The organism is Pseudomonas gingeri (genome assembly GCF_013386165.1).
GTDB lineage: Bacteria > Pseudomonadota > Gammaproteobacteria > Pseudomonadales > Pseudomonadaceae > Aquipseudomonas > Aquipseudomonas gingeri_C.
Map to the genome: position 1 here is coordinate 637,331 of NZ_JACAOS010000001.1, position 7,703 is coordinate 645,033.

Genomic DNA, 7,703 nt, shown 5'->3' on the forward strand with positions numbered 1-7,703 from the left:
CGCCTTCCTGCCCCCAGGGCGGGAAGGTACCCCTCGACGCCTGGCGTCATTCGATTGGAACTGGAGAGTGTCATGAGCAAGATTGCAATCATTGGTGCCACCGGTCGTGCCGGTAGCCAACTGCTGGAAGAAGCCCTGCGTCGTGGCCACAGCGTAACCGCCATCGCCCGTAACCCGGCGCAGCTCGCCGGGCGTGCCGGTGTTGTCAGCAAGGCGGTCGATGCGCTGGATGCCGCAGCGCTGGAAGCGGCGGTTGCCGGTCACGATGTGGTGATCAGCGCCGCGCATTTCTCTACCTTGCCGGCTGCGGCGGTGATCGGTCCGGTGAAGAAGGCCGGGGTCAAACGCCTGCTGGTGGTCGGTGGTGCCGGTTCGCTGTTGCTGCCGGGTGGCGGTCGGGTGATCGACAGCCCGGGCTTTCCGGCAGAGTACAAGGCTGAGGCCAGCGCCGGTGCGGCGTTTCTTGAAACCCTGCGTCAGGAGAAGGACCTCGACTGGAGCTTCCTGTCGCCGTCGGCGGAGTTTGTCGAAGGCGAACGCAGCGGGCATTTCCGTTTGGGCAAGGATGATCTGCTGGTGAGTGCCGAAGGCCGCAGCTGGATCACCTTTGCCGACTATGCGATTGCCCTGCTGGATGAAGTCGAGAAGCCTGCGCACTCGCGTCAGCGGTTTGCCGTTGGTTACTGAGTTTTAGCGATACCTTGGTGGTGGGAGCCGGCTTGCTGGCGATGAACGATAACGCGGTCTGCCTGAGGTACCGCAGCGTCTGCATCGCCAGCAAGCCGGCTCCTACAGATTTTGTTGCGCGCGCGCGATCAGAGCCGCTCCCCGGCCTGCGCCACCAGCCATGTCTTCAACTCATTCAGCGCTGCCGACGCCTCGGACCGTGGCGGATAGGCCAGGTAATACGCTTGTCCGGTACGCACCCGTAAATCGAACGGCATGACCAGCCGCCCGGCATTCAAGTCCTCTCCGATCAACGCCCAATCACCTATCGCCACCCCATTGCCCTGGGACGCCAGGGACATTGCCACATCCATGGTTTCCAGATGTTGGCCCTTGCCGATATTACCGAGCCGGACCCCGGCCGCCTCAAGCCAGGTTTGCCAATCCTGCTGATCAAGGGTGGGGTGCAGCAGGGTGTGCTGCTCAAGGTCGGCCACGCGCTCCAGGGCGATCGCCCCGTTCTTCAATTGTGCTGAGCAGACCGGCGTCAGTTGCTCGTCAAACAGATGATGGGCGGTCACCGACGGCCCCGGCGGCGCGCCATAAATTACCGCCACGTCGAAGTCTTCCCGGCGAAAGTCCACTCCGTGCTGCAGGCTGGTGGTCAGCTCCACTGGCACCTCCGGGCGCTCTTTGCGCCATTGCAGCAGGCGCGGCAAGAGCCAGCGGATCATGCAGATGGGCGCCTTGAGTTTCAGCGCCGGATGTTGCGCACCCACCTGATCCACGGCGTCTTCAATCTGCCTGAACACCTGCTGGATCCGTGGGAACAGCTCACGCCCCTGGGCTGTCAGGCTCAAGCCCCGGGCCTGACGCTGGAACAGCGCATAACCCAGGTGTTGCTCCAGCCCGGCGATCTGCCGGCTCACCGCACCCTGGGTGATATGCAGTTGCTCGGCCGCCCGGGTGAAGTTGCAGCACTGGGCGGTGATCAGAAAGGTATGCAGGGCGGGCAGCGGCGGAAGACGTTTCATGGCGAACTCAGGCATGACCACAGGACATGGCTAGTATGACTATTTTTGCGTTGTGCCCGCCATGGGTCAAACGCTCCAATAACGTCATCGCCGTGGGGCTGCCTCCCACGGTCAAGACGAACAAGAAGGGCGGAACAGATGGCGACGTGCGGCGAAGTATTGGTCAAGTTACTGGAAGGCTACGGGGTCGAGCAGGTGTTCGGTATTCCCGGCGTGCATACCGTGGAACTCTATCGCGGGCTGGCCTCGTCGAGCATCGAGCACGTCACGCCGCGCCATGAGCAGGGCGCCGGTTTCATGGCCGACGGTTACGCCCGCACCAGCGGCAAGCCGGGGGTGTGCTTTATCATCACCGGCCCCGGCATGACCAATATCACCACGGCGATGGGCCAGGCCTATGCCGATTCGATCCCGATGCTGGTGATCTCCAGCGTCCAGTCGCGCAGTCAATTAGGCGGCGGACGCGGCAAGCTGCACGAATTGCCGAATCAGAGCACCTTGGTTGCGGGCGTCGCGGCGTTCTCCCACACACTGATGTCGGCGGCAGAACTGCCGGCGGTGCTGGCCCGGGCCTTCGCGTTGTTCCAGGCCGGGCGGCCACGTCCGGTGCATATCGAGATTCCGCTCGACGTGCTGGTGGAAAACGCCGATGCCCTGCTCGAGAGCCAACCGGTGCAGATCGCCCGTGCCGGCGCCGCTCCCGCTGCGGTCGCACACATGGCCGAGCTGCTGGCCAAGGCCCGACACCCGCTGATCCTCGCCGGTGGCGGCGCCATCGATGCGGCCGCCGCGCTGACCCAACTGGCGGAGCGGCTGGAGGCGCCGGTGGCCTTGACCATCAATGCCAAGGGCATGTTGCCGTCGCGCCATCCGTTGTTGATCGGTTCGACCCAATCGATGGTCGCCACCCGCGCCCTGGTGGCGGATGCCGATGTGGTCCTGGCCATCGGCACGGAGTTGGCGGAAACCGACTACGACATCACCTTTGCCGGTGGTTTCGAAATTCCCGGCACCTTGCTGCGGGTCGATATCGACCCGGACCAGACGGTGCGCAACTACCCGCCCAAGGTGGCGCTGGTGTCCGACTCGCGGACGGCGGCCGAGGCCCTGCTCGCGGCCGTCGAAGGCCAGACGCTGGCTGAGCGGCAAGCCGATTGGGGGCCACAACGCGCCGCAGCCTTGCGTGCCGAACTGGACGGCCTCTGGGACGCACCGACCCGCGCCCAGACGCAGTTCCTCAATACCGTTCTCGAGGTCCTGCCGGAGGCGGTGCTGGTGGGGGATTCGACCCAGCCGGTGTATACCGGCAACCTGACCCTGAACCCGGAACACCCGCGTCGCTGGTTCAACTCATCCACTGGCTACGGCACCCTCGGTTATGCCTTGCCGGCCGCCATCGGCGCCTGGCTCGGCGGCGCCAGCGAGCGTAGCCAGCGGGTTCCGGTGGTCTGTCTGATCGGTGACGGCGGCTTGCAGTTCACCCTGTCGGAACTGGCCAGCGCGGTGGAGGCGCGGACCCCGATCATCGTGTTGCTGTGGAATAACCAGGGCTACGAAGAGATCAAGAAATACATGGTCAATCGCGCCATCACTCCAGTGGGTGTGGATATCTACACCCCGGACTTTATCGGCGTGGCCCGGGCCCTGGGTTGTGTGGCCGAGGCGGTCGCCGGCGTCGAGACTTTGCGTAGCGCCCTGGAGGCGGCCGCGGATCGTCAGGGACCGACCCTGATCGAAGTCGACCAGCGTTTGTGGATGGAAGGAGGGGCATGGTGATGAAAGCGCAAATGAATCAGGACGGTCTCTACATCGACGGCCACTGGCGTTCCGGCAGCGAACAGCTACGGGTGATCAACCCGGCCACCGAGGCGTTGCTCGGCAGCGTTTCCGGCGGTGATGAACAGGCGGTGGAACAGGCCGTCAGTGCGGCGAGTCGGGCTTTCGCCGGCTGGTCCGCGACGACCGGGGCCGAGCGTGGCGCCGTGTTGCGCAGGATTGCCGAGGGTGTGCGCGAGCGCCGGGAAACCCTGATGCACCTGCAATCGAGCAATAACGGCAAACCGCTGTTCGAGGCGGCCATTGATGTCGATGACGTGATTGCCACCTTCGAGTATTACGCCGGGTTGGCCGAGACCCTCGACGGGCAGCAGGACAAGACCGTCGAGCTGCCCAGTGAGGCTTTTGCCGCTCGTGTGCGTCGTGAGCCGTGCGGCGTGGTGGGGCTGATCGTGCCGTGGAACTTCCCGATGGTCACCACTGCCTGGAAGCTGGCTCCAGCCCTGGCCGCCGGTTGCTGTGTGGTGCTCAAACCGTCGGAAGTCACGCCGCTGCCGGAGCTGGAGTTGGCCGCGATAATTGCTGCAAGCGGTTTGCCGGCCGGGGTCTTCAACCTGGTCTGCGGCACTGGCCTCGCGGTCGGGGCGCCCCTGGCGGCTGATCCGCGGGTGGCGAAAATCTCCTTTACCGGCAGCAATGCGGTCGGTGTCCAGGTGATGCAGCGGGCGGCGGAAACCGTAAAGGGAGTGAGCCTGGAACTGGGGGGCAAATCCGCGCTGCTGGTGATGGCCGATGCCGACCTTGACCTCGCCGTGGAACTCGCCAGCGGCGGTGGTTTCTTCAACGCCGGGCAGATGTGTTCGGCCACCAGCCGGGTGCTGGTGGCGGACGAGATTGCCGATGAATTCCTGCTGCGGCTCACTGCGCGGGCCGAAGCCATTCGCGTGGCGGACCCGTTCGACCCGGATGTGGAAATGGGCGCACTGGTCAATCAGACGCAATACCAGCGTGTACTGGGTCATATCGACCGTGGACTGAATACCGGCGCCCGGTTGGTCTGTGGCGGTGGACGTCCGGCGGAGTTGACGCGGGGCTATTTTCTGCGGCCGACGATCTTCACCGACGTGCCCCTGGACAGTACGTTGTGGCGCGAAGAGATTTTTGGCCCGGTACTCTGTGTCCGCAGTTTTGCCAGCGAAGCCGAGGCGGTGGCCTTGGCCAACGACAGCGAGTTTGGCCTGGTGGCCAGCGTGGTCAGCGACCATGAGCCGACCGCGCAGCGGATCGCCAATGCCTTGCAGGCCGGGTTGGTGTGGATCAATGCGCCGCAGGTGATCTTCCCGCAAACCGCCTGGGGTGGTTACAAGCAGAGCAGCCTGGGGCGTGAACTGGGGCCTTGGGGCTTGCAGGCGTTCCAGGAAATCAAGCATGTGATTCGCGCCTTGTAGGCGCGAGTTGACTCAGACGCTCAAGCGCAACCGCGCCAGGTCCCGTAGCGGCGGCGCACCGAACAGCCGGCTGTATTCGCGGCTGAACTGCGAGGGGCTTTCATAGCCCACGCGGTACCCGGCCGCCGAGGCATCCAGGCCTTCGATCAGCATCAGCCGCCGAGCTTCCTGCAGGCGCAGTTGCTTCTGATACTGCAAGGGGCTCATGGAGGTCATCGCCTTGAAACGGTGATGCAGGGTCGAGACACTCAGGTTGGCTTCGCGGGCCAGGCTATCGATTCGCAGCGGTTGCTCGAAGTTGCTGTTCAACCACGTAATGGCCTGGCTGACCCGATGGCTCTGGCTGTTGGCGATGGCGATCTCATACAGCCGGTAGCCCTGTGGGCTGCGCAGCAGTCGATAGAGAATTTCCCGACGGATCAGCGGCGCGAGCATGTTGATGTCTTTCGGGCTGTCGAGCAGGCGGGTCAGGCGCAGCAGGGCATCGAACATCTGGGTGTCCAGGCGCTCCACATACAAGCCGCGCCCGGTCGGCCGGCTGGGCACGCCCATGGGGCCTGCCTCGGCGATCAAGGCACTGATTTCGGCCGGATCGATATCCACGCGCAACGCGAGGATCGGGTGTTCCGGCGAGACACTGGCGATCCGCCCGCAGATCGGCATGGAAACCGAGACCACCATGTAGTTCAGCGGATCGTAGACAAAGTTCTCATCTCCCAGGCGCACTTCCTTGCGACCCTGGGCCATGACGCAGAGGGCCGGTTGGGCCAATACCGGGGAGAACTCATGGGGCAGGCTATGGCGTGACAGGTGCAGTGAGCCCACGGCGGTGGCATAGCTGCCGTCTTCGCCGGTGTTGCGGCAGATGATCTCGGCCAGTTCCGCGCGCAGCTTTTCCATTTCGACCGGCAGGGGGACTTGGGGTTGATCGAGCAAGGACATGGCGGGCCCTGGAGGTGATGACGAATGAGGCAAGCTTAAGTTTGGGCAATCCATAGCGCCAGGACAATGCTGCGCAATTCTTGCCTGATTCTGCCGTCTTTTCATATGACGCTCATATTACAGGCAGTTGGAGGTCGTGAAGTTGCTCAAAAGCTGATGGACAGGGCGAGGCCCACTGGGAGCGTTGGCATTGACGGGTTTTGGCGTCGCGGCAGGATTGTGCAATAAGCCGGCAGGAATCGACTAACGACCCCTCGGCAAAAGCTCTAATCTCTGTTCCTGTCGCAGTCAGTCCCCGCACTGATTGAACGAGTACAACCCTCTCTTCGGGAGCGCCGAGCATGTCCAAGCCTATCCCCGTCAGCCATATGGCCTTCGTTCGTGCACGCCCTGGGCGTTCTGCCGAACTGGGTGCGCGGCTGAGCAGCCTGATCGAACCTTCCCGCCAGGCCAGTGGTTGCCTGCAGTTTTCCCTGCAACACTCCCTGGCCGATGCCGACCTGTGGCTGGTGTCCGGATTCTGGGTCAATCAACCGGCCATGACGGCCTACTTCAATACGCCGGCGATGCAGGTCTTTGCCGATCTGGTTCAGGACCTGATAGTCAACAGCTTCGACTTCCATACCTTCAGCGATGTCAGCGCTGCCCGTGCGCAGTGTGATTTTCATCTGTCCAGTGCCGGTGCCTTGCAGCAGTTGGCCAGCTGAAGGTTTAGAATGCCGGCCAATCAATTGGCCGGGATAACAGGCATGGCACGTAAAGCGTTTGCACACTTCGAAGCTGTTTCAGCGGTGGTTCCCGGTGAGGGCGGTTATAGCGCGGCGATTGCCGTGAAGGCCCTGGACGGTTCCGGCGCTCCACGGTTTCACAAAATCCTCGATGCACAGAAGTTCAAGACTGCCCTCCAGGCCGACGAAGCGGCCGCGCATGAGCTTGCGCGACTGGCCGATGTCGACGAAGAGGGTGAATTGTCCTGGTCGCTGGTTTAACTAGCGTGGGCGGTACATCTTGAACAGGGCTTCCGGACCCAGTTGGAAATAGTCCGCCGGACCGCCGCCACGCAGAATTGGTTCGGCGGCGGCGGTGTCGTAGATCCCATCCTTGATCAGCCACTTGGCGATATGCACCGCGACCACTTCGCCGAGCACCAGCCAGGTGGGCACCAATGCCTGATCGGCCCGTTGCAGTTGAATGATCTGGGTGACCTTGCATTCGAACGACACCGGGCTTTCCTGTACCCGTGGCACCTTGATGATTCGCGAGTCGGCGGGCGTGAGGCCGGCCAGTTCGAATTCATTGATCTCGGCGGGTGCGGCAGCCGAACTCTGGTTCATGGCTTCGGCCAGGGGCCGGGTGGCGAGGTTCCAGGCGAACTCACCGGTTTGTTCGATGTTGTTCAGGCTGTCTTTGCGGCCGACGCTGGCGAACCCGACGATCGGCGGGATGTAGTTGAACGCGTTGAAAAAGCTGTAGGGCGCCAGGTTCAGGCGGCCCTGGGCATCCTGTGAGGAAATCCAGCCGATGGGCCTCGGACCGACGATCGCATTGAACGGGTCGTGGGGCAGGCCGTGGCCGTTGGCGGGTTCGTAGTAGTGGATAGCGTCGGACATGGTTCGAGGGTTTCCAGGGGCCGGATCAACAAGGGAAGACAACAGTGTGCGACGCGTGGCGGGGAAATGCGATAGGTCGGGTGCTGAGCGAGTCGTGATGGATTTCAACTACCCCAGAAACAATTAAGCCCGGCCGAAGCCGGGCTGTTGCCGTTTCTGAAGCGGTTAGCTGATAGCGCCGGCAGTACCGGTGTGATCGAAGCCATCGGAAGCGACTGCGCCAGCGG

Annotated in this window: 8 protein-coding genes; 5 read left to right on the plus strand and 3 right to left on the minus strand. The window is 63.2% G+C overall.

From position 1 onward, the window contains the following. Positions 1 to 72 precede the first annotated feature (72 nt). Positions 73 to 687, plus strand: coding sequence for an NAD(P)-dependent oxidoreductase (locus tag HX866_RS02830; protein WP_177137941.1), 615 nt, complete (start codon positions 73 to 75; stop codon positions 685 to 687). A 128-nt stretch (positions 688 to 815) separates the two neighbouring features. Here the strand turns inward: HX866_RS02830 and HX866_RS02835 are convergent, their stop codons facing one another. After that, complete coding sequence (locus HX866_RS02835) at positions 816 to 1,700, minus strand: LysR substrate-binding domain-containing protein (RefSeq protein ID WP_177092825.1); 885 nt, start codon at positions 1,698 to 1,700, stop codon at positions 816 to 818. A 138-nt stretch (positions 1,701 to 1,838) separates the two neighbouring features. Here HX866_RS02835 and HX866_RS02840 point away from each other — a divergent pair, with 138 nt between their 5' ends. Together HX866_RS02840 and HX866_RS02845 are read left to right on the plus strand one after the other, a co-directional pair. Continuing rightward, positions 1,839 to 3,476, plus strand: a complete 1,638-nt coding sequence (locus HX866_RS02840; RefSeq protein ID WP_177137943.1) for a 5-guanidino-2-oxopentanoate decarboxylase — start codon at positions 1,839 to 1,841, stop codon at positions 3,474 to 3,476. Next, complete coding sequence (locus HX866_RS02845) at positions 3,476 to 4,924, plus strand: aldehyde dehydrogenase family protein (protein ID WP_177137945.1); 1,449 nt, start codon at positions 3,476 to 3,478, stop codon at positions 4,922 to 4,924. Before HX866_RS02840 ends, HX866_RS02845 begins: the two co-directional genes overlap by 1 nt. Positions 4,925 to 4,936: 12 nt before the next feature. Here HX866_RS02845 and HX866_RS02850 read toward each other — a convergent pair whose 3' ends face one another. Next, on the minus strand, positions 4,937 to 5,866 hold the full coding sequence (locus HX866_RS02850) for an AraC family transcriptional regulator (protein WP_177092822.1): 930 nt from the start codon (positions 5,864 to 5,866) through the stop codon (positions 4,937 to 4,939). Positions 5,867 to 6,207: 341 nt separating this feature from the next. On the opposite strand from HX866_RS02850, the gene HX866_RS02855 reads away from it, so the two are divergent. Both HX866_RS02855 and HX866_RS02860 read left to right on the plus strand, forming a co-directional pair. Then, on the plus strand, positions 6,208 to 6,573 hold the full coding sequence (locus HX866_RS02855; RefSeq protein WP_177092821.1) for an antibiotic biosynthesis monooxygenase family protein: 366 nt from the start codon (positions 6,208 to 6,210) through the stop codon (positions 6,571 to 6,573). 42 nt (positions 6,574 to 6,615) lie between these two features. Then, positions 6,616 to 6,855, plus strand: coding sequence for a hypothetical protein (locus HX866_RS02860; protein ID WP_177124041.1), 240 nt, complete (start codon positions 6,616 to 6,618; stop codon positions 6,853 to 6,855). On the opposite strand, the gene HX866_RS02865 is transcribed toward HX866_RS02860, so the two are convergent. Then, positions 6,856 to 7,476 (minus strand): flavin reductase family protein, encoded by a 621-nt coding sequence (locus HX866_RS02865; RefSeq protein WP_177137947.1) that lies wholly within the window; start codon positions 7,474 to 7,476, stop codon positions 6,856 to 6,858. Positions 7,477 to 7,703: the final 227 nt, after the last annotated feature.

What these genes read in the sequence shown, in the direction of transcription:
- HX866_RS02855 (WP_177092821.1), top strand. Translation starts at nt 6,208, where the DNA reads ATGTCCAAGCCTATCCCCGTCAGCCATATGGCCTTCGTTCGTGCACGC.
- HX866_RS02830 (WP_177137941.1), top strand. Translation starts at nt 73, where the DNA reads ATGAGCAAGATTGCAATCATTGGTGCCACCGGTCGTGCCGGTAGCCAA.
- HX866_RS02835 (WP_177092825.1), bottom strand. Translation starts at nt 1,700, where the DNA reads ATGAAACGTCTTCCGCCGCTGCCCGCCCTGCATACCTTTCTGATCACC.
- HX866_RS02860 (WP_177124041.1), top strand. Translation starts at nt 6,616, where the DNA reads ATGGCACGTAAAGCGTTTGCACACTTCGAAGCTGTTTCAGCGGTGGTT.
- HX866_RS02845 (WP_177137945.1), top strand. Translation starts at nt 3,476, where the DNA reads ATGAAAGCGCAAATGAATCAGGACGGTCTCTACATCGACGGCCACTGG.
- HX866_RS02850 (WP_177092822.1), bottom strand. Translation starts at nt 5,866, where the DNA reads ATGTCCTTGCTCGATCAACCCCAAGTCCCCCTGCCGGTCGAAATGGAA.
- HX866_RS02865 (WP_177137947.1), bottom strand. Translation starts at nt 7,476, where the DNA reads ATGTCCGACGCTATCCACTACTACGAACCCGCCAACGGCCACGGCCTG.
- HX866_RS02840 (WP_177137943.1), top strand. Translation starts at nt 1,839, where the DNA reads ATGGCGACGTGCGGCGAAGTATTGGTCAAGTTACTGGAAGGCTACGGG.